At 43.1% G+C, this 20661-nt stretch carries 21 protein-coding genes; 14 read left to right on the forward strand and 7 right to left on the reverse strand.

The window, feature by feature from the left end:
• Position 1: 1 nt before the first annotated feature.
• Both D6V41_RS09465 and paaK read right to left on the reverse strand, forming a co-directional pair.
• Positions 2-2452: a TonB-dependent receptor gene (locus D6V41_RS09465; protein ID WP_136251272.1), complete on the reverse strand. Its 2451-nt coding sequence runs from the start codon at positions 2450-2452 to the stop codon at positions 2-4.
• Between the two features lie 173 nt (positions 2453-2625).
• Positions 2626-3921 (reverse strand): phenylacetate--CoA ligase PaaK, encoded by a 1296-nt coding sequence (gene paaK, locus D6V41_RS09470; protein WP_136251273.1) that lies wholly within the window; start codon positions 3919-3921, stop codon positions 2626-2628.
• A 187-nt stretch (positions 3922-4108) separates the two neighbouring features.
• Between paaK and paaZ the strand changes: the two genes are divergently transcribed.
• On the forward strand, positions 4109-6157 hold the full coding sequence (gene paaZ, locus D6V41_RS09475; RefSeq protein WP_136251274.1) for a phenylacetic acid degradation bifunctional protein PaaZ: 2049 nt from the start codon (positions 4109-4111) through the stop codon (positions 6155-6157).
• A gap of 6 nt (positions 6158-6163) precedes the next feature.
• Here paaZ and D6V41_RS09480 read toward each other — a convergent pair whose 3' ends face one another.
• A complete protein-coding gene (locus D6V41_RS09480; RefSeq protein ID WP_136251275.1) occupies positions 6164-6757 on the reverse strand; it encodes a transferase hexapeptide repeat family protein in 594 nt (197 codons plus the stop codon).
• Positions 6758-6848: 91 nt separating this feature from the next.
• Between D6V41_RS09480 and paaG the strand changes: the two genes are divergently transcribed.
• The 11 genes from paaG (at position 6849) to D6V41_RS09535 (ending at position 16593) form a co-directional block, all read left to right on the forward strand.
• On the forward strand, positions 6849-7640 hold the full coding sequence (gene paaG / locus D6V41_RS09485; RefSeq protein ID WP_136251276.1) for a 2-(1,2-epoxy-1,2-dihydrophenyl)acetyl-CoA isomerase PaaG: 792 nt from the start codon (positions 6849-6851) through the stop codon (positions 7638-7640).
• Position 7641: 1 nt separating this feature from the next.
• Positions 7642-8076 carry a hydroxyphenylacetyl-CoA thioesterase PaaI gene (gene paaI, locus D6V41_RS09490; protein WP_136251277.1) on the forward strand — a complete coding sequence of 145 codons (435 nt, stop codon included), beginning with the start codon at positions 7642-7644 and terminating at the stop codon, positions 8074-8076.
• 13 nt (positions 8077-8089) lie between these two features.
• Positions 8090-9292, forward strand: coding sequence for a 3-oxoadipyl-CoA thiolase (pcaF, locus tag D6V41_RS09495; RefSeq protein WP_136251278.1), 1203 nt, complete (start codon positions 8090-8092; stop codon positions 9290-9292).
• Between the two features lie 135 nt (positions 9293-9427).
• A complete protein-coding gene (gene paaA / locus D6V41_RS09500; RefSeq protein WP_136251279.1) occupies positions 9428-10381 on the forward strand; it encodes a 1,2-phenylacetyl-CoA epoxidase subunit PaaA in 954 nt (317 codons plus the stop codon).
• A gap of 12 nt (positions 10382-10393) precedes the next feature.
• Positions 10394-10681 carry a 1,2-phenylacetyl-CoA epoxidase subunit PaaB gene (gene paaB, locus D6V41_RS09505; RefSeq protein ID WP_136251280.1) on the forward strand — a complete coding sequence of 96 codons (288 nt, stop codon included), beginning with the start codon at positions 10394-10396 and terminating at the stop codon, positions 10679-10681.
• Positions 10682-10691: 10 nt separating this feature from the next.
• Positions 10692-11468, forward strand: coding sequence for a 1,2-phenylacetyl-CoA epoxidase subunit PaaC (gene paaC, locus D6V41_RS09510; protein ID WP_136251281.1), 777 nt, complete (start codon positions 10692-10694; stop codon positions 11466-11468).
• A 4-nt stretch (positions 11469-11472) separates the two neighbouring features.
• Complete coding sequence (paaD, locus tag D6V41_RS09515; protein WP_136251282.1) at positions 11473-12015, forward strand: 1,2-phenylacetyl-CoA epoxidase subunit PaaD; 543 nt, start codon at positions 11473-11475, stop codon at positions 12013-12015.
• A 22-nt stretch (positions 12016-12037) separates the two neighbouring features.
• Entirely contained in the window at positions 12038-13135 is a 1098-nt protein-coding gene (locus D6V41_RS09520; RefSeq protein WP_136251283.1) for a 2Fe-2S iron-sulfur cluster-binding protein, read from the forward strand.
• Between the two features lie 72 nt (positions 13136-13207).
• Entirely contained in the window at positions 13208-14128 is a 921-nt protein-coding gene (paaX, locus tag D6V41_RS09525; protein WP_168711003.1) for a phenylacetic acid degradation operon negative regulatory protein PaaX, read from the forward strand.
• Positions 14129-14169: 41 nt separating this feature from the next.
• Entirely contained in the window at positions 14170-14484 is a 315-nt protein-coding gene (locus D6V41_RS09530) for an EthD family reductase (protein WP_168711004.1), read from the forward strand.
• 21 nt (positions 14485-14505) lie between these two features.
• On the forward strand, positions 14506-16593 hold the full coding sequence (locus tag D6V41_RS09535) for a 3-hydroxyacyl-CoA dehydrogenase NAD-binding domain-containing protein (RefSeq protein WP_136251286.1): 2088 nt from the start codon (positions 14506-14508) through the stop codon (positions 16591-16593).
• Between the two features lie 1143 nt (positions 16594-17736).
• Here D6V41_RS09535 and D6V41_RS09540 read toward each other — a convergent pair.
• Positions 17737-18183, reverse strand: a complete 447-nt coding sequence (locus D6V41_RS09540) for a hypothetical protein (RefSeq protein WP_136251287.1) — start codon at positions 18181-18183, stop codon at positions 17737-17739.
• Positions 18184-18472: 289 nt separating this feature from the next.
• On the opposite strand from D6V41_RS09540, the gene D6V41_RS09545 reads away from it, so the two are divergent.
• Positions 18473-18916 (forward strand): tellurite resistance TerB family protein, encoded by a 444-nt coding sequence (locus D6V41_RS09545; protein WP_136251288.1) that lies wholly within the window; start codon positions 18473-18475, stop codon positions 18914-18916.
• Positions 18917-19015: 99 nt separating this feature from the next.
• The gene (locus D6V41_RS09550) at positions 19016-19615 is read left to right on the forward strand and encodes a PH domain-containing protein (RefSeq protein ID WP_136251289.1); all 600 of its coding nucleotides are present in this window, start codon (positions 19016-19018) and stop codon (positions 19613-19615) included.
• Positions 19616-19625: 10 nt separating this feature from the next.
• On the opposite strand, the gene D6V41_RS09555 is transcribed toward D6V41_RS09550, so the two are convergent.
• The 3 genes from D6V41_RS09555 to D6V41_RS18165 form a co-directional block, all read right to left on the reverse strand.
• Positions 19626-20012 carry a hypothetical protein gene (locus D6V41_RS09555; protein ID WP_136251290.1) on the reverse strand — a complete coding sequence of 129 codons (387 nt, stop codon included), beginning with the start codon at positions 20010-20012 and terminating at the stop codon, positions 19626-19628.
• A gap of 61 nt (positions 20013-20073) precedes the next feature.
• Positions 20074-20478 carry a hypothetical protein gene (locus tag D6V41_RS09560; RefSeq protein WP_136251291.1) on the reverse strand — a complete coding sequence of 135 codons (405 nt, stop codon included), beginning with the start codon at positions 20476-20478 and terminating at the stop codon, positions 20074-20076.
• Positions 20450-20608 (reverse strand): hypothetical protein, encoded by a 159-nt coding sequence (locus tag D6V41_RS18165; RefSeq protein WP_168711005.1) that lies wholly within the window; start codon positions 20606-20608, stop codon positions 20450-20452. The genes D6V41_RS09560 and D6V41_RS18165 overlap by 29 nt, the downstream gene beginning before the upstream one ends.
• Between the last annotated feature and the right edge of the window lie 53 nt (positions 20609-20661).

A 20661-nucleotide genomic window follows, 5' to 3' on the forward strand; every position in this document is an offset into this window, starting at 1 on the left:
ACTAAAATTCATATTTAAGACGAAGCCCGAATTCTCTCGGCATGCCAGCAATTCGATAAATTGAGTCTGTTTGGATATCAACTGAGGTCCAGTAGTATTCATCCAAGAGATTAGTGGCATACAAACCGACAGACCAGTTTTCACTATCAGGTAGAAGATTTACCGTTGCGTTTACCAGAGCATAGCTATCAACCTCAAAATCTGGTTCAGGTCCAATAGCTGCGCTAGCGTCGCTACGATAACTTATGCTTAGATTACTATCTAATGAGTAGCCATTATTTAATGGGAGGTTATAGTTGAAAGTGCCGGTTAGCTGCCATTCTGGCGTGTAGGCAAAATTAGCACCTGCGAAGTCGGTTGGTTCACCTCTGCGGTTGAACCCCGTGTATTCGTCAACTTCAGTTTTGGTGTAAGAAGCGCCAAGCCTAGTAAGGAAGTTGTCAGTAAGTTGAATCGCAAAATCAAGTTCTGCGCCGTACACTTTAGATTTAGGGATATTTACCAAACGCGGGAGCGTTTGAAAAACTAAGTCCTCTACTTCCGATAGCAGTTGTTTATCTTCATAGTCATAATAAAACACCGAAGAGTTTAACTGGCCCGCCCCGCTAAGCAGCCTTATATTTGAGCCCAACTCATAAGCAATAACTTTTTCTTGAGTTGCAGCGTTTAATTGATCAGAACTCGCTGCAGTGATTACCGGCCAAGCTCCCGATTTAAATCCACGGCTAATACTTGAGTAAGCTAACCAATCACTACTGACGTTGTAACTCAGGCTTATTCGACCGGAAAGATTATCCTCTTCTAAAGGCACTCTTTGAGGATCTGCAATGGCAGAAAAATCTGGCGTGAGCGTTATACAGCCATTCTCAACAACAGGGCCAGGGCCAAGTGCAAGGTTGTTTCCACCAATCGCCCATACTGCCGTATTCCAGATTGGAAGCGTATTTCCATTGTAGTCTGCAGAACATGACACCGACTCGAGTTTATCCTCGGTGTAGCGAAGCCCTAAAGACAGTTGCAAATCATCTGTTAAATCGACGTCAACCTTACCAAATATGGATTTCGACGTGTTCTCAGAAGTTAGGTTTAAACGAAAGAACCGAAAACCACCGGCATACTGCTCGGCGGAATAAAACTGGTTGGTTGGATCAAATAGATTTTGAGTTAGGAATCGCAAAAGCAGATTTTGTGACGATGTGTCGTATGAACCGAGCTGGTTGTCAATGATATCGTCTTTGGAGTAATAAACACCAACTAGTAGATCCCAGCCGTCAAATTCGCCGTCAATCCTAAATTCTTGGGAAAATGAGTCGATTTCTCCATCCGAGTCTAAATAAAATATTTCTATACTCGTGCCGTCTAGGTCATTAACATCTTTACGAGTAATCGAATTGTGGCCAGTCAAACTCGTAAAGGTTAGTTCGTCGTTTATGGTGTATTCCACTCTGGCAGTTAATCCTAAGAAATCAGAGTCTGATGCGAATGCTTTCTTATCTGAATCACTACTATCGAATGCATCCCATTCAGCCGTTCGACTATCCCAATCTGTATTAAGGTCGACAGCTGCCAATTGAGGAGATAGAAAGTCTGGTTGATCCGGGCTTATACCAACGATTTGACCAGCCACGGTATCCGATTTGTCTCGCCAATAGTTGGCGGAGAGATCAATCTCCAAGTCGCTGTTGGGGTGCCAAGCCAAACTGGCTCTAAAAGCGGATGTGTCTTTCTCTCCCAAGGTGTCACCCGGCCTGGATAAGCTTCGTTGATAACCTTCACCTCGCTTTTCAATACGAGTTGCAAAACGCACTGCTACAGTGTCACTTATCGGTAGATTTAATGTTCCACTAAAGTTCGTTGTATCAAAGCTTCCGAACTCAGCTGAGACTTCTGCTGTAAGTTCATCGGTCGGCTTGTTAGTGATAAAATTAACAAGTCCACCGGTAGTATTACGACCATACAACGTTCCTTGAGGACCTTTTAGTACTTCTACTCGCTGCATATCGAACAGAGCGCCATTTGCCATATATGGATATGCATAAGCCATTTCATCGACGTATAGACCTACCGTTGCAGTCGATGACAAGTTACTAGTATTAAATCCGACCCCACGTATTGTAAATATCGGTGTATTGGTCGGGGATTTAGCATAAGTGAGGCCAGGAGTTATCTGCACCAAGTCGGAGGCATTATTAATGCCTGCTGCCTCAAGCGTGCTGGCAGAAAAAGCATTGATGGACATAGGAACATCAGTGGCGTTCTCAGCGCGTTTTCTGGCAGTCACTTGAATTACGTCAAGGATTTTTGTTTCTTTTGAAGCCTGCGTTTCTTGTTCGTCTAAATTTTCTTGCGCCGCGGCAGCATTGATGTTCAGTAAGCCTGTGAAGATACAAAGGGTTAAATAGCTGTATTTTGCTGCCGGGTTGGATGTGTTTGAATTTGCCGGTGTTCTCATAGCACTTAAATCTCAGTTGGAAGTGTGTTTATGGCATTTACATTACAACCAAGGTGACAGTGCTTACCATGACTGATAGTGCACAACCGATTATCTGAAAGTGTAATTGCATATTGAAAAAGCTAATTATTCGATTTCAATTCACCACAGCCAGCGATAAATGCAGTAATACCCTATTTATTTCTATTATCTAGTACGCGTATTGCTTTGCCTTCGGAGCGTTCAATACTATTCGGCGGCGTCACAACGACTGAAGATGAAATACCCGCAAAAGTTTTTATTTGTATCAGAAGCTCTTTTTCTAAAGTGCGTTGTGCTTCAAGTGAGATTGCTGTAACACTTTCGGCATAAACTGTGACACTGTCTAAATTGCCATGCTTAGTCAGTTCAATTTGGTAGTGAGGTGCAAGGCCATCTACTTTACAGATAAGTTCCTCGATTTGACTTGGAAAAACGTTTACACCACGAATAATCATCATGTCGTCACTTCGACCAGTGATTTTCTCCATTCTGCGCATGACTCTTCCAGTGCCTGGCAATAGTCTAGTCAAATCGCGGGTGCGATATCGAATCACCGGCATCGCTTCTTTTGAAAGGTTGGTAAATACCAACTCGCCTTCTTGGCCATCAGGAAGCACTTCGCCGGTGACTGGGTCAATAATTTCTGGATAGAAATGGTCTTCCCATATAGTGAGTCCGTCTCTGGTTTCAATGCATTCTTGCGCAACACCTGGTCCTATGACTTCAGACAAACCATAAATATCAACCGCATCTATACCCAAAGAGGATTCCATTTGATGACGCATCGCTTCAGTCCAAGGCTCAGCACCAAATATTCCAGTGCGCAACTTCAATTTATCTACATCAACTTGTTGCCGGGATAGCTCATCAGCAATGTTAAGCATATAAGATGGTGTAACCATGATAATGTCAGGATTGAAGTCGGCAATTAGTTGTACTTGTTTAGCGGTTTGCCCACCACTCATGGGAATTACAGTGCAGCCTAGTCGTTCCGCTCCGTAATGTGCACCTAAGCCACCCGTAAATAAACCATAGCCATATGAAATATGCACGATATCAGTAGAGCGCCCTCCAGCAGCATAAATTGAACGAGCTACCACGTCTGCCCACGTATCGATGTCGTTTTGGGTGTAACCTACAACCGTTGGTTTACCGGTTGTGCCGCTAGATGCATGAATCCGAACTACGTCTTCCATTGGCTTACTAAACATGCCAAAAGGATAGTTGTCACGTAAATCGGCTTTGGTAGTAGTTGGGAATTTACTGAGATCTGAAAGTTGCTTGAGGTCATCAGGGTGAACACCGTGAGCATCAAACTTAGCTTTGTATACTGGTGAATTTTTATAAACGTGATTCAATGTGTGCTTCAATCTCTCTAGCTGCAATCCACGTAATTCATCAATACTTGCGTTCTCAATTGCATGCAATCCCACTTTAGACACTGACATTTATTTCTCCAGTAATATTTGCGTATCAAAATAATCTTGTGAATTTATTATCTAAAAGCAGATATATACACTTAACTTGAAGCTGAATATAATACAATAATTTGCCATATTGCAACATATCTGTATCATAAATGTTAACTTTTGCTTAACAAGCGAATACATTTAGGTAATCAGAGGTGTCTAAAATATGAAAGCTAAAAGTTTTGTTTATGGTAATTGGATCGCAGGAGAATCCGAAGGAATACAAGTACTAAATGCAGTTACCAGCGACGTTATTTGTAATGTTGGCTCCGACGGCATTAATTTTGCTAAAGTTGCCAATTACGGGCGTGAAGTGGGAGGTCCAGCATTACGTGCGATGACAGTTCATCAAAGAGCAGAAGCGCTTAAGGCTATAGGCCTTCATTTGTTGTCTAAAAAGCAAAATCTATATGACGTCTCTGCATGGACGGGGGCTACCCAGGCAGACGGATGGGTAGATATTGAAGGCGGAATAGGCACGATGCTTAGCTATTCCAGTATGGCGAGACGGGAGTTGGCAAACGAAACCTTTTTGGTTGAGGGAAAGACAGAAGTCCTTTCACGCAAAGGGAACTTCGTTGGTAGACACGTTCTAACCTCAAAACTAGGTGTATCAGTACATATCAATGCGTTTAACTTCCCTTGTTGGGGCATGTTAGAAAAGATAGCACCCAGTCTAATTGCAGGCGTACCAGTCATTGTTAAGCCAGCAACGGTATCGTCATATCTAACCGAAGCAATGGTAAAAGAAATTGTCGAGGCAGGTATTCTTCCTGATGGAGCGATTCAACTCATATGTGGTGGTATCGGTGATCTGCTTGATCAACTTAGCGAGCAAGACACTGTAACTTTCACAGGCTCAGCAACCACAGGTCGCAAACTAAAAACGCATCCAAACATTATAAAGAATAGCATTCCATTTAACATGGAAGCGGATTCATTGAACTGTAGCATCTTGGGGCTTAGTGTTGCTCAAGACGATCCTGAGTTTGATCTATTTATCAAAGAGTTAGTTCGAGAAATTACTACGAAAGCTGGTCAAAAATGTACGGCTATTCGACGCGCTATCGTGCCAGCTCACATGATTGATGACGTGATCCATGCCGTAAAAGCACGGTTAGCTAAGGTAACAATAGGAGACCCAAACGCAGAGGGTGTTAGAATGGGCTCACTTGTGGGATTGGCTCAACGTGAAGATGTAAAGCGCAATGTTTCACTCCTTTGCCAAGAGTGTGAAGTTGTCCTTGGTGGCAACGATGTTGAGTTCTCAGTTGTTGGTGCGAATGCACAAACCGGTGCGTTCTACCCGCCCACGATACTGTTATGTAACACGCCAAAAACCAGTACTACTCCTCATGAAATAGAAGCGTTCGGGCCGGTATGTACGCTAATGCCATATGATACATTGGAAGATGCGATTTATATCGCTAATTTAGGCAAGGGTAGCTTAGCCGGCTCTATCGCAACGTTTGACGATCAAGAAGCGGCTAAGGTTATTCTTAACTCCGCTGCTTATCATGGGCGCATGTTGGTCTTTAACCGCGAGTGCGCTAAAGAATCTACCGGCCATGGTTCACCGTTAGCGCAACTAGTTCACGGAGGTCCTGGTCGCGCAGGGGGTGGGGAAGAGCTTGGTGGTATTCGTGCTATAAAGCACTACATGCAGCGCACGGCTATTCAAGGTTCACCATCTACATTGATGGCAATTACTAAAGAATATACTGCCGGCGCTAAAACCTATAGCGATGACAAACATCCGTTCAAAAAATACTTTGAAGAATTGCAAATTGGAGAGAGCTTAACGACGCATAGACGCACTGTTACTGAAGCCGACGTTGTCAATTTTGGGTGTATTTCAGGCGATCACTTCTATGCACATTTTGATGAGATAGCGGCAAAAGACTCTTTGTTTGGCAAGCGCGTTGCCCATGGCTATTTCATCATATCTGCTGCCGCAGGGATGTTTGTAGAGCCTTCAGTAGGTCCAGTATTAGCTAACTATGGTTTAGAAAATCTGCGTTTTGTTTCGCCCGTAGGAATAGGCGATACCATTCAGGTCAAGATCACGGTCAGCCAGAAATCCAAGAAGAGCAAACGCCCAGAAGAGGACAAGGCGACCGGCGTTGTGGTGTGGGATGTACAAGTGTACAACCAAGATCAAGAAATCGTTGCTCTTTATGACATCATGACATTGGTCGAAAGGAAGGAAGCCTGAGGAAACTTAGGCTTCGTCTTTCGGTTTGTGATGGCTAGCGTTAAAGCGCGGGCGTGCGGGCTGTACAGCATGCAGAGGTTGAACTTCTCGCATGCTGTCATGGCAACGTTGGGTCAAAATTTGGTACTCATGGGTGCCTTTAGTTTTCCACGCTATTTCTTTTTCAGACAAGGTTCGTTTCACCGACGCTGGGCTGCCGACTACCAAACTTTTTGGCGGACATTCGAAGCCACTTTTTACAAAGGTCGTTGCTGCTACCAAAGATTCACTACCGATGACAGCTTTGTCCATTATGACAGCGTTCATGCCAACCAACGCATTTCTGCCAATTCGGCAGCCATGCAATACCGCACCGTGACCGATATGTCCATCTTGTTCAACCACACAATCTTGTTCGGGAAAGCTATGTATCACACAGTTATCCTGCACATTGCAGCCCTGCTCAAGAATGATTCGACCAAAGTCTCCTCGCAGTGCAGCGTTAGGTCCGACGTAACAATTAGCGCCAATTATGACATCACCAATAAGCACCGCTGTTGCGTGAACATAGGACGATGGGTCAATCACTGGAACGAGATTTTCAATTGCATAAACGGGCATAGTTTTCCTCTAATCGAATTCGTGCAACGAACTAGAGCATTGCCCAGCTGACGACACGAATTATCTAAACTAAAAGCGAGAGTAACTAAAAATGAATTTCAAAACCATCGAATATTCAGTCAATAACAGCGTAGCAGTTCTGACGCTTAATCGTCCTGATTCACTAAATAGTTTCACTATTGAAATGCATCTAGAAGTGAAGCAGGCGCTAAAAGCTGTGCGTGAAGACGGGGACATTCGTTGCCTTCTGTTAACTGGCGCTGGGCGTGGTTTTTGTGCAGGGCAAGACCTAAATGACCGAAGCGTCAGTGCTGGGCAAGCAGCCCCAGATTTAGGTGAATCCGTAGAGAATTATTACAACCCCCTTATTAGAACCATTACCTCCTTAGAGAAACCGGTAATTTGCGCGGTCAATGGCGTCGCTGCGGGCGCGGGTGCCAGTATTGCATTGGCATGCGATATCGTTTTGGCCGCTCGAAGCGCTAGCTTTATTCAGTCCTTTAGCAGAATTGGATTAGTACCTGACTCTGGTGGTACCTGGAATTTACCGAGGGCGTTAAGCCTACCAAGAGCCAAAGCCTTAGCCTTGCTTGGAGAAAAACTGAGTGCAGAGCAGGCTGAAAAGTGGGGCATGATCTGGCAATGCATAGACAATGAAAAACTAATGCCGCAAGCAATTACTATAGCGGAGCATTTGGCAACTCAGCCAACTAAAGGGCTAAGCAGAATAAAAAAGTTGTTAAACGATTCTTTGTCAAACTCATTGCATTTGCAGCTTGAGCTAGAAAAAGATGCCATGCGTGAACTTGGAAAAAGTGATGACTACAAAGAAGGGGTAGCCGCATTCATGGCTAAACGAGTGCCTACTTTTCGAGGTCGATAAGATGACAAATATGTCTGACGAATTAGCCCAAAAATGTGCTGACCATATGTTTTACAATGACGCTGCAACACAAAGCATGGGCATGAGCATTGTTAAGGTAGCCGAAGGGCAATCAATCGTTTCAATGTGTATCACATCGGTAATGTTGAATGGTCATCAAACCTGCCATGGTGGGCAGTTGTTTTCTCTTGCCGACTCCGCCTTTGCATTTGCCTGCAATTCATACAATGAAGCCGCAGTTGCCGCCAACTGCACTATCGATTTTATTCGCCCAGCGTTTGAAGGTGATGTTTTAAAGGCGACAGCGACGGTCTGCTATCAAGGTAAACGGACTGGTATCTACCATGTTCAAATAACCAACCAAAACAATGAACTGATTGCACTGTTTAAGGGCAATTCAGCACGTATCAACCGTAAATTGTTGCCAACAGACTAAAGAGGTAATGCCAATGAAAAATGCTTATATTTGTGATGGGATACGAACTCCTTTCGGCCGTTACGCAGGGGCTTTATCCTCGATTCGAACTGATGACTTAGGTGCTATTCCGCTGAAAGCACTACAACAAAGAAATGTGCAGGTGGATTGGCAGGCCGTTGATGAAATTTACTATGGTTGTGCAAATCAAGCGGGCGAGGATAATCGCAATGTGGCGCGCATGAGTGCACTGCTGTCGGGACTACCCGTTAGTGTGCCAGGTACAACCATTAATCGTTTATGCGGCTCAGGCATGGACGCTATTGGATGCGCAGCGCGTGGAATTGAAAGCGGTGATATTGGACTAGCCATTGCTGGTGGAGTTGAATCTATGTCTCGTGCACCGTTCGTAATGGGTAAGGCCGAATCTGCATTCAGCCGCCAAGCAGAAATGTTTGATACCACCATCGGCTGGCGTTTTATCAACAAACTAATGAAGGCAGAGTTTGGCGTCGACTCAATGCCCGAAACTGCTGAAAACGTCGCCGAGCAATTTAATATCAGCCGAGAAGACCAAGACGCGTTCGCGCTGCGTAGTCAGCAAAAAGCCGCAGTCGCGCAGTCTAAAGGGATATTTGATGCTGAGATTATTCCCGTGTCGATACCACGCAGAAAACAAGCTCCACTTATTTTTACCAAAGATGAACATCCACGACAAACATCCCTTGAATCGCTAGCCAAACTAGGCACTCCGTTTCGGGCTAATGGCACTGTAACTGCTGGCAATGCATCGGGTGTTAATGACGGCGCTGTCGCACTACTACTCGCCTCTGAAAGCGTTGCTGCGTCCTATTCTCTGGTGCCTAAGGCGCGTGTTGTTAGTATGGCAACCGCCGGAATTGAGCCCAGAATAATGGGTTTTGGCCCCTCCCCCGCGTCGCAAAAAGCACTACGCAAGGCGGGTCTGAAAGTTGAGGATATGGATGTCATTGAATTGAATGAAGCATTTGCCTCACAAGGTTTAGCAGTATTGCGCGATCTTGGTATAGCCGACGATGCACCTAACGTGAATCCAAACGGTGGAGCTATCGCATTGGGTCATCCCCTTGGTGCAAGTGGAGCACGTTTAGTAATGACTGCTATGCATCAACTTCACAGAACTAATGGTCGCTTTGCATTGTGCACCATGTGTGTCGGCGTAGGGCAAGGTATTGCGATGATAATAGAACGCGTTTAACCACAAGTTTCCGAGATTGTTAACCGTTTGTTGACAGCATATCTCTAATTGTCATTTTTATGATACATTATATTGACTTAAATAATTTTATACGTATCATAAAATTATACGCCGATTAATTACTAGGTGAACCTTATGAGCCAGAATGAACTTAGCCTTGAGACTGCATTTCAAAATAAGATTGATAATGAGTTGAAAATTGAACCTAAAGATTGGATGCCGGAAGCGTATCGCAAAAACTTAATTCGACAAATTTCTCAACATGCCCATTCAGAAGTTATTGGTGAGCAACCTGAAGGTAATTGGATAACCCGTGCACCATCCCTTCGCCGCAAAGCAGTGTTACTTTCGAAAGTTCAGGACGAAGCAGGGCACGGTTTGTATTTATATAGCGCAGCGGAAACATTAGGTATAAGTAGGGCAGAAATGATAGAAGCCTTACAAGTTGGGAAAGCAAAGTATGCGTCCATTTTTAACTATCCCACGCAAACATGGGGTGATATTGGTGCGATTGGTTGGCTAGTTGATGGCGCAGCGATTTGCAATCAAGTTTCATTGCAGCGCACCTCTTATGGTCCGTACGCTCGAAGCATGATCCGTATCTGTAAAGAGGAAAGCTTTCACCAACGTCAGGGTTATCAAATCATGTTGGAGTTGGCGAAAGGTACGATTGAACAAAAGAAAATGGCTCAGGACTCCCTCAATAGATTTTACTGGCCGTCTCTGATGATGTTTGGTCCCCATGACTCAGAATCCGCACATTCTGAAAAATCCATGAAATGGAAAATCAAGCGCGAAACTAATGATGATTTACGTCAAAAATTCATCGACCAAACTGTTCCACAGATTGAATTTTTAGGGTTAGAACACCCAGACAAAGCCTTGAAATGGAACGAAGAGCGTGGGCACTACGACAGTAGCGAAATTGATTGGGAAGAGTTCTATAACGTAATTAATGGGAACGGTCACTGCAATCGCCAGCGCATTGAGCACCACGTAAAAGCTCATGAAGAAGGTGCCTGGGTGCGAGATGCTCAGAACGCCTACACCGCTAAGGTCGTTCTGCGCGCAGCGCAAGCAATAGCGTAAGGAATTATTATTATGCCATTAGAAAACTTAGAATTATTTGAAGTATTTGTGCGCTCTAAGCGTGGTTTAGATCACAAACATGTAGGTAGCTTACATGCTGAAGACTCGCAGCATGCGCTAGATTATGCGAGAGATTGTTATACCCGGCGCAGTGAAGGAGTAAGTATTTGGGTAGTAAAATCAAGTGATGTTATTGCTTCACAAGAAGACGACAACGAAGGTTTCTTCGACCCCTCAGAAGACAAACCCTATCGACATGCAACTTATTACCCACTTCCAAAAGAAGTGGGCAACATGTAGGCGAGCGAGTATGAATATTAGCAACAAGGATAATTCACAAGCCGACCTAATAGAGTACGCTACTCGATTGGGCGATGACTCGCTCATACTTGGTCATCGTATTTCTGAGTGGGCTAGCAATGGACCATTTTTAGAGGAAGATATCGCGTTAGGTAATGTAGCTCTTGACTACATAGGTCGAGCACGCATGTATTATACCTATGCAGCCGAATTGACTGGCGAAGGAAAAACCGAAGACGATTTTGCCTATTTACGCAATGAGCGTGATTTTAGTAATTATTTGTTAAATGAGCTTCCGAAAGGGGATTTCGCTTTCACTATCGTGCGCCAGCTATTTATCGATGTATTTAACTCACTATTTCTGCCGCAATTGCAAACATCAGCAAATGAACATCTCGCTGCAATTGCAAGTAAAGCTGTTAAAGAGACTCGCTATCATTTGCGACGCAGTAAAGACTGGAGTATCCGCTTAGGCGATGGCACGGAAGAAAGTCACCAGCGCATGCAAAAAGCATTGGCTGACTTGTGGGGTTACGTGCATGAGATGTTCGAGCCTGATGAGCTAGAAAAACGTTTGATTGCACAAGGCATCGCAGTGGATACAGCTAACCTGAAAGAACAGTGGTTGGCGGAAATTACTGAAACGTTGAATACAGCAACTCTTGAAGTGCCAGAAGCAGAATGGGCAGTGCGGGGTGGACGTGCGGGACACCATACTGAGCACCTTGGACATCTACTTTGCGTAATGCAAAGTGTACATATACGTTACCCTGGCGCTAAGTGGTAATCACATGCAAATCATAACTACCGTCCCTTATCTTCGTCACGAGCGTCAAGTGCAGCGCGATTCTTCAGACTATCCTCACATATGGACATTACTTGACGAAATAGCTGATCCTGAAATTCCAGTACTTTCTATTTGGGATATTGGTATTTTGACTAATGTGGTGATGAAAGCGAGCAAAGTGCTTGTAACCATTACACCAACTTATTCGGGTTGTCCCGCAATGGATACAATCAAAGAAGACATCATTACTCATTTGCAGTCAAATGGATACCTCGACGTTGAAGTGAATGTGTCGTTATCACCGGCTTGGACTACAGAGAATATGACAAAAGCGGGGCAAGACAAACTTCGTGAATACGGCATAGCGCCGCCGATTGATGCTCCTTCTGGTTGTATTAAACAATTCACCCCAACTGAGGGTGTGAAATGCCCGCACTGCGCATCTACTAATACTCTAGTCATTAGTGAGTTTGGTTCTACAGCATGTAAAGCTTTGTTTAAGTGCCAAGACTGCCAAGAGCCTTTTGACTTTTTTAAAAGCCTATAAGCAATTCATCTCTGGAGACACCATGAAAGAGCCACAGTTTTATCCACTGACTATAAAGAGTGTAGTGCCAGAAACCGATTCGGCGGTATGTATCACCTTTAATGTACCACCAATATTAAAAGATAAATTTGTGTTCACTCACGGTCAATTTCTTACTTTGAAAGCAACGGTAAATAATGAAGAAGTGCGTCGCGCCTACTCGATTTGTTCCGGTGTCGCTGACAACACCTTACGAGTTGCAATAAAGCGTGTCGAAGGCGGCAAACTATCGAACTACGCCAACGACCACTTCAAGGCGGGTGACGAAGTTGCGGTTATGCCACCACAAGGTAATTTTACGACCGAAATATCTTCGCAGCAGAGTAAAAATTACATGTGTATCGCAGTAGGTAGCGGTATTACACCTATGCTTTCTATCATTAAATCTGTATTGGCTTGTGAACCCAATAGTCAGGTGACTTTGATTTACGGCAACAAACAAAGTAATACCATGATGTTCAAAAAAGAGCTCTGTTTCTTAAAAAACCGGTACATGCAACGCATGAAATGGATAAACATTATGAGCCAAGAAGACCAAGATTCTGATTTACTTTCCGGGCGCATCGATAATAAAAAAGGGTATCAACTACAAAAGCTTAAGCTCATCAATATTAGCAATACTGATGAAGCATTTATTTGTGGCCCCGAATCGCTCATGTCAGAGGTATCACGTGGTTTTCGACTTGAGGGCTTAAAAGACAGTCAAGTTCACTATGAGCTTTTTACCAGTTCAGCAGAAGATTCACAAAGAATTATGGACAAAGCAAAAGCCAGAGTAAAAAGCTTTGGAGAGCAAAATACCAGCAACGTTACGCTCACCTTTGATGGACGCTCAATCAAATTCGAGCTGGCAACTGTAGGTGAAAATATACTTGATGCAGGTATAGAAAATGGGATGGAGCTGCCGTACTCATGCAAGGCTGGTGTCTGTTCGACATGCAAAGCCAGATTGGTTAAGGGCAAAGTAGACATGGACATTAGTCACGGCTTAGAGCCTCACGAAGTAGAAGCGGGTTATATATTGACCTGTCAAGCACATCCTATCAGTGAAGAAGTCGGGGTTGATTATGACCAGAGGTAGTCAATAGAGACAACCAGAATATGAGACTTTGGTACACTTGAAAGCAGCTTAATTCACTTCGGCAAATTTAAAGTGCAAAAATTTAAGAATCTACAAAATACTCTGATCGAGCATATTAAGGACAACAACATCAGTTGTACATCAATAACAAGCACTCTGTTTGGTGATCTTGTATCTCAACATGGGAATTGGATATGGCTAGGCAGTCTCATAGAAGCGATGGCGCCATTGGGATTCAATGAGCGTTCGGTGCGCACATCCGTGTATAGATTGGTGCAGAGCAATTGGCTAGAGGTAAATAAAATTGGGCGTAAAAGCTATTATTGTTATACAGAAACTGCACGCCGCCATTCAGAGCGGGTAGCAAGAAGGATCTATATAGATGAGCCACCAGAGTGGGATGGAAGTTGGTTACTAGTGCTTCCTGTATCCGTGCCAGAAGAGCAACGTGACGAGTTCAAAAAGAGCTTAATTTGGCAGGGTTTCAACACCTTAACAAATGGCTTTTATGCACACCCGACATCTGACAGACGTTCTTTGGATGAGACATTAGTTGAACAAAAATTAACTAAAGATGTGGTCGTGTTTTCCGCAACATTGGAAGACTTGCATTCAAAAGATGTCATAAAAGGATTGGTGAATGAGAAATGGAATATGACTGAGCTAGAAGGTTTTTATCAAAATTTCCTCGAATTTTATCGCTCTTTGCACAGTACGATAGACATAGAAGCTCTTAGTCCAGAAGAGGGTTTTATGCTCCGTTCGATACTTATACATGATTATCGACGAATACAATTACGCGACCCTGATTTGCCTGACGAGTTACTGCCTAATGGCTGGGTCGGATATGAAGCTCGAGATTTATTGAAAAGGCTTTACAAAATGCTGGTGAAACCATCGTTGCGTTATACAGAAGAGAACCTCTATAACGCTCACGGTACCCTGCCATCCGCAGCGTCAAAGTTCTTCAATCGTCTTGGAGGTTTGAAATAGCGAATATGTCTCTTGGCCTATTCGATAACACAGAGATAACTATGATCAGAATAGCGATAATGTATCCAAATAAGCCAGGAATCGAATTCGATAGTAACTACTACCGTGCGTTTCACCTAGAATTAGTTAGGGAAAAATATACGCCTTTTGGCTTAAAAGGCATTGAGTTGGATGAAGCCAAAGCGCTGAATGGCCCCCATAAAGCACCTTATCTAGCCATTGGCTATTTAACGTTTGAATCGACCAAAGAATTTATGAATGCAATAGAGGAATCAGGTGAAGAAATCATGAATGACGTGGAAAACTTCACCAATGCCAAACCAATACTTCAAGTTAGTAAGTTCTCCACTCTTTAACTCAATTTTAAGGCCACAAGCATGCATTCACCTGCAGTTTCTCTTGAACAACGGGCAAACATTGGGTTGCTCACCATTAATAATCCCCCCGTTAACGCCTTATCCCAAGCAGTTAGGCAAGGACTATTAGAAACGCTTCGAAAAGCGATATCCGATAAAGAAATTGAAGCCATTGTGATTCAATGTAGTGGCAAAACCTTTATTGCAGGTGCGGATATTTCTGAGTTTGGCAAACCACCAATGCGGCCCTATCTTCCCGACTTACTAAAAGAGCTACAAAATAGTTCAAAGCCCATTGTTGCAGCATTATTTGGCACAGTATTGGGCGGAGGATTTGAAACGGCTCTTTCATGTCACTATCGTATTGCGTTAACAGGGACGAAAATAGGACTACCAGAGGTCAAATTGGGTTTAATTCCAGGAGCCGGAGGCACGCAGTTATTGCCGAGGGTATGCGGAATTGAAACAGCCTTAGAGCTAATAACGTCAGGTAAACATGTTACTGTAGAATCGCCACAAGCCAAAGGAGTTGCAAACAAAATTATTGAAGCAGATCTTTTAAATCACGCTATTTCGTTTGCTCAGCAAGTTGCGTTTCACAAACCCTTAGTTGCCACGCCATTACTGGACGTGAAGATGAGCGCGTCTGACAAAATTATATTTGATCAGTATCGCGCTAAATTAGCCAAACGTTCTCGAGGACAACTAGCCCCGCAACGGGCAATAGACTCTATTGAAAACACATTGAGTTTATCATTTGGGCAAGGATTAGAAAAAGAGCGCGCTTACTTTCTGGAGTGTCGTGAATCTTCTCAATCAGGGGCGATGCGCCACGCATTTTTTGCTGAAAAAGCGGCAGCTAGAGTTACTCATTCTCCTCATGTAAAGAAGCCTAAAATGATAGAAAAAATAGCAATCATTGGTGCAGGTACAATGGGCGGTGGCATTGCAATGAGTTTTGTTGATAGTGGCTTTCCCGTAACGTTAGTAGAAACGACAACGCAAAACTTAGAACGCGGATTGGCGGGCATTACACAGCGCTATGGAAAAATGGTCAAAGGGGGGCGGATCTCACAAGTTCAAATGAATGCGCGACTCAACCTGATCACCACGACGTGTGATTATCAAGACTTAAGTGAAATTGATTTAGTAGTTGAAGCAGCCTTCGAAAGTATGGATGTCAAACGGAGTATTTTCAGCAAACTAGATACTGTGTGCAAACCCGAGGCCATCATTGCCAGCAATACTTCATATCTAAATATTGATGAAATTGCCGAGTCAACTTGCCGTGCAAACCAAGTGTTAGGCATGCATTTTTTCAGTCCTGCCAACATTATGAAGTTACTTGAAATAGTGCGCTGTAAAGAAACTGATGAAGCAACGCTTGTGTCTGCTGTGGCGTTAGCGAAGCGTATTGGCAAAATATCCACTGTTGTTGGCATGTGCTACGGTTTTGTGGGCAACAGGATGTATTCTTGTTACGGTCGTGAAGCGAACTTGTTACTATTAGAAGGTGCGACACCTAGTCAAATAGATAAAGCGATGATTGCCTGGGGCATGGCTATGGGCCCATTGACGGTGAATGATATGTCTGGTATCGATATTGCCTACAAAGCTCGCAAAGAGAACCCTGATTTACCAGACGATCCTCTGTATTTTCAAGCGGCAAACCTACTGGTAGAGAGCGGGCGGCTGGGACAAAAGACCAAAGCTGGATTTTATCAATATGATGATTTCGGAATTCAATCTGACGATCCTGTTGCCTTAGCACTATTTCGCCAGGAAGCGCTATCACTTGAAGTACCTCAACGTGAAGTAAGCCAAGAAAGTATCCAAACTCGGTTGATTTATGCACTTATCAATGAAGGATCGAAAATTCTTGAAGAGGGCATTGCCCAACGATCGGGTGACATAGATGTTATCTGGTTAAACGGCTATGGTTTCCCGCGCTATATGGGGGGGCCAATGTTTTACGCAGATATGCTTGGTCTCAGGAGTGTACTGTCAACAATCCAAAGCCTATATGACGAGACAGGTAAAGACTGGTGGAAACCCAGTGAGTTGTTGATTGAACTTGCTCAAACCGGCAAAAGCTTCTCAGATGTGTAGCCTCTTCTAATTTATAAAGATCAAGAGTGTTCAGAATTCTGTGTCAGCCTGAGTATTTAGATATCCAGATCCTCAACAGTAAACAGATTGGCCTGAAAGTCGATGTGTAATCCCCCTAGAAAGGAGATTAGGAAACATAAATAGATTCAGAAGCACGATACCAAATCTCCTGAATCAACCTAACAAATAGCCCATGCATCTCCAGATTTCTTTAAAAGAAGCGGTTTCAGTCCAAATGGTTAGGGGATGATGTTGTCAGAAAAACTCATAATTTCGATTTTGACCGGCTTAACGCAGATAAAGGTGTACTCATCCGACGCTGGACCATTTGGGAAGAACAACTTCCATCCAGGCTTCCAGTATTTTTTCTGAGTTGTATGTCAGCTTCAATTGTCGCTTCGCCGTATAATATTAGATTTGCTTGCAGAGAACTGTCGAACCAAGCAAATTTTACCTTGGGATTTGCGTTAACTTCGCTCACTTTTCTTAGCCCCAACACCCTTTTTACAAAAGCATTCATCCAGATGATACTAAATACACCTACGAGGGATTGTCTGAAACTACGCTTGAAATTATACGTTCCATGGGACCACTCCATTAGTCTGTGTCTTTTTCAGACCGATGCGACTTGTTGGTGAACGGCCGGTTTAGAAAACACTTCAATTATTTCGCTAGGTAAACTGATGCCGATTTCGGGGGGATGGGCGCAAAACCCCAATTTAAGAACAAACCGAGTCCCTAACCCTTAGTAATTGTGCTTCATCTCCCTAGCTTACTACTTTGCCCCATCTCGATCTTAAATAGCATCACGTTTTTCGCGGACTGTTTTCCTTTCGCCAGATTAAATTTACGTTCAACTAACATTATATATACGGCTTGTTCGGATAGCGACCATTCACGAGACGAAACCAGATATGACTTTGAGAATACGTGAAGCTGACATTGGGCTTTCCTTTCAAAAATCATCAGCTTTAAGTGAATTATGATACGATTGTTCCGAAAAAAAGTTTAAACCCGTGGCCAAAAAAAGTCGACCAATACAGATAAGTATATCCAGTTGAACGATATTTAAAATTAAACTTGGCAATGTTTATTTAAAACATGGCAAAGTTTTTTAACTTTCATCAGATATTTCCAACAAACTCAACGCAAGCTAGAACTGGAAGCAAGCAATCGCAAATACGCGTCACATTTAAGGTTAGTAATTTCAGCTCTGGCGCCTTGAAGTACAGCACGGTTTGCATCTACTGCCAGATAAACCGCATCGAAAATCACGTAAACGCCATCTTCCTTGGCTTTATGCAAGCTTTTATAAATACCGCTGCTTTCAAGCTCTGAGTCAGTATCAATTACCACTTGTACCTGAGACTGAGTGAGTTTTGCAGGTCCTATATTAATGGCTTCAATGTCAACGACAACATAAAACTCTTGGCTATACTCGTGAGTAAGCGAAAGCGCTGCATTACGGTTTGCATTTGATGATGTGCGCATAGGTAAAGACACGTTTTTTACCAAAGCCGCGCAGCGTACCACGTTATCAGAAAAGATATCGTTTAAGTGCTTAACGTTTTTAGTAGTGACTTTCGACATGCCTATTAATTCTCAATTCATTGTAGTTCTGTTAGTAAACGGAATGTGAACGCCTTGACTTGCATGACTGAAGAGTTTCCAGTCACTGCTTGAGTCGGAAAAAGCGTCTTAACAAATGTGTCGGCACTAAACGGAAAAGTATGAACGGATTTGTGCCATAAGCGACTCTAGCGCTTATATTTTCGCCAAAGCGTTAAGATTATGAACCATTCTTGCTTATTCTTCGTCTTATTACTTTATAAACGTGTCCTGTCTATCTGACGAAAACGAGCGAAATTAAAGGTATTGAATGCTAAACAAGTTAAAAACCTTCTTTAAGCAAGAATTAGACATAAAAGAAAACGAAAGTAGTGAGCAGCAGTTACAACGGGCCTGCGCAGCACTGTTAATTGAAGTCACCCGAGCTGATTTTGAGAAAACACAAGAAGAGAAAGATAAGGTAGCTTCGCTGCTTCAAAGTAAATTTAACTTGAGCGAAACGCAACTTCAGGCGCTCATAGCACAAGTAGAAGAGAACGAAGCAGACACCACATCGGTGTATCCGTTTACCTCTTTGATAAAAGAGCAATACGATTATGAGCAGCGCGTCAATGTCATACGTTTGATGTGGAAAGTTGCTTACGCCGATGGTGAATTGGACCGATTCGAAGACGATGTTATTCGAAAAACCGCTGATTTATTATACGTCAGGCACAGTGACTTTATTCAGGCAAAGTTGGAGCAAGCGCCATAACTTAAAATAACTAAACATAATCAGATTTAATTACTTTGAAAATTAAAAAAATTAATGACAGGATAAGGATGCTTCACCGTTTTTTACAAAGGACGTAAAATGAACAATACGCTAAATCAGGCAAATGACCAGGTTCTAAAAGTTGCGCAGTTCGATCCAAAGGTAAAGACCTACTGGGTTGTTATTTCATGTGTTATCGGACTGGCTTCACTTGCAGGCATCCCTTTTATTCCCGTTATTGTTGTGCTTGCCTGGTTGTTTTCAAGCCGATTACTTAAAGCGATGCATGCCGAGTTACAGACTCGAAAATTAGTGGTAAAACGCGGCGTTTTCATTCGGGTCGAAAAATCCATTCCATTAGACAAAATCACTGATGTAGCAATGGTGCAGGGGCCACTTATGCGAAGTTTGGGCATCTACCGTCTAAGCTTTGAAACGGCAGGTCAGTCAGGGCAAGGGGCGCTGGTTTCCCTACTTGGAATTGTTAATGCGGCAGATTTTCGAGAAGCAATCCTTGCACAAAAAGAGCGACTGTCTGAGTCGAAAAAAACACACGATTCAAATAAAGAAACGTATCGCGAAACAGTGAATAATCTCGAGCAGGCAAACAGTATTAAGGCGATTGCCCAAAGCTTACATCGTATTGAAGCGCTTTTAGAAACGCTAATTGACGCCAAAGATACGCATAAGACGCCCTAGTTTTGAAAGTTTAGTTACACAATTTCATGCCGCTAAATAACTCACCCTCATCCACATAATCAATCACTACGCCATCGCGAATAAGCACGGCGTCGGAGCGAAATCCGGTCATTTTGCCTAGCAGGTTTTTTGAATTGACCTGTACGCAAACAAGATAACCGTATTTGACGCCGGTAAATTTATCACCAATCCATTTTTTTTCGGGTTTTGAAACTTCGCCAAATTGAATCGTAGCAGGATCGCGCAGTTCAGTTTTTAGATAATTCTTTGCGATAGTTTCATAGTCGTTTGGGTAAGGACCATAATCCGCCGCTTCTTCCTGTTTAGGGCTCGGAAGCGTAGAGCAGGCGAACAAGCCAAAAGCCATTACAAGATACACAAACACCCGTTTGATCATATAGTTACCTGTTTCAATAATTTAAACAATTCCCGCCAATACTTATTTAGAGCGTTGTACTTCAGGATCCATCTTCAATTTGTTGAATTTGCTGCTCGATTTTCTTTTCTCGCGCTTCTTCAGCGTTTTTATTCACATCTTTTAATGCTTCTTTTAGCTTTTGCTCTTTTTCTTTCTCTTCTTTTTCTGCCTTTATTCGTTGTAGCTCTTCTTCTGCTTTTTGCTTATCACGCACATCTTTTTCAAAAGCTCTGTATTCTTCCTGATAATCATCAATCGTGACGTTCTCGCCGCGCAAACATTGCTCTCTCGCCATATCAATATACTGGTCACAGCGCTGCATTCTTTGCTGATTTTCAGTCATCTCTACATTTTTGCTGATGCAACCAGAAAGAACGACTGTGGCAGCAAGGCCGGTGCAAAATAAAAATGTTGAGTCAGTCTGCTTTTTTATGTGCTTTTTCATAAGGCCTTCCTGGTATGTAATTGACCATTGAACGATTAGCAAGTTCAGCTATGGCTCCGTAATCAAAGCTTGAATCAACGGTAGCGTAACCACGCTTGAGCTTACTAACAGTGTATACGAAGTTTTTCATTAATTCGCTTAAAGCCTAATATTTTCGTTTTCACAATGGCGTTAATCATCAGC

It is taken from the genome of Ningiella ruwaisensis (assembly GCF_004798935.1).
GTDB lineage: Bacteria > Pseudomonadota > Gammaproteobacteria > Enterobacterales > Alteromonadaceae > Glaciecola > Glaciecola ruwaisensis.